The sequence below is a fragment of the Actinoplanes sp. GCM10030250 genome (genome assembly GCF_042666575.1).
Lineage (GTDB): Bacteria > Actinomycetota > Actinomycetes > Mycobacteriales > Micromonosporaceae > Actinoplanes.
The window spans coordinates 1-725 of sequence record NZ_JBHTDO010000116.1 but is presented as its reverse complement, the minus strand read 5'-3'; the positions used below and the strand labels follow the sequence as shown (position 1 = coordinate 725).

Sequence of the window (725 nt, the reverse complement as noted above, 5' to 3'; positions counted from 1 at the left end):
ACGGGTGCCAGCCGGGCGAGCCCGCCGAGCCGGTCCAGGGTGGTGGTGCCGCCCCGCCGCTCGATCAGCCCGGCGGCCAGGAACAGCGTGGTCTGGATGATGATGTGGTGCACCACGTAGAAGATGGCGCCGGACAGGCCCGCGTCGGAGGCGAGGCCGATACCGAAGAGCATGTAGCCGATGTGGCTGACGAGCGTGAACGACAGCAGGCGCTTGATGTCCGACTGTGCCACCGCACCCAGGATGCCGACGGTCATGGTCATCAGCGCGGCCACCAGCAGGACCTTCGCGGCGGGGCCGTCCGGGAAGAGCAGGGTCTGCGTACGGATGATGGCGTAGACGCCCACCTTGGTGAGCAGACCGGCGAAGACGGCCGTGACCGGCGCGATGGCCGTGGGGTAGCTGTCGGGCAGCCACGCCGACAGCGGGAACACGGCAGCCTTGATGCCGAAGGCGAGCAGCAGCATGCTCTGCAGCGCGAGTTGCAGGCTGTCGGGCAGCGCGTCGAGCCGGCCCGCGAGCTGCGCCAGGTTCAGGGTTCCGGTCGCTGCGTAGATCAGGCCGATGGCGGTCAGGAAGATCAGTGACGAGAGGAGACTGACCACCACGTACGTCGTACCGTCGCGGATTCTGCTCTTGTTGGCGTTGATCGTGATGAGCACATAGCTGGCGGCGAGCAGGATCTCGAATCCGACGTAGAGGTTGAACAGATCGCCGGCCAGGAA

At 66.8% G+C, this 725-nt stretch carries 1 protein-coding gene; it reads right to left on the bottom strand.

The features are described 5' to 3' along the window. The coding region (locus tag ACFQV6_RS44295; protein WP_378033747.1) for a proton-conducting transporter membrane subunit at window positions 1-725 on the bottom strand (725 nt) is incomplete at both ends.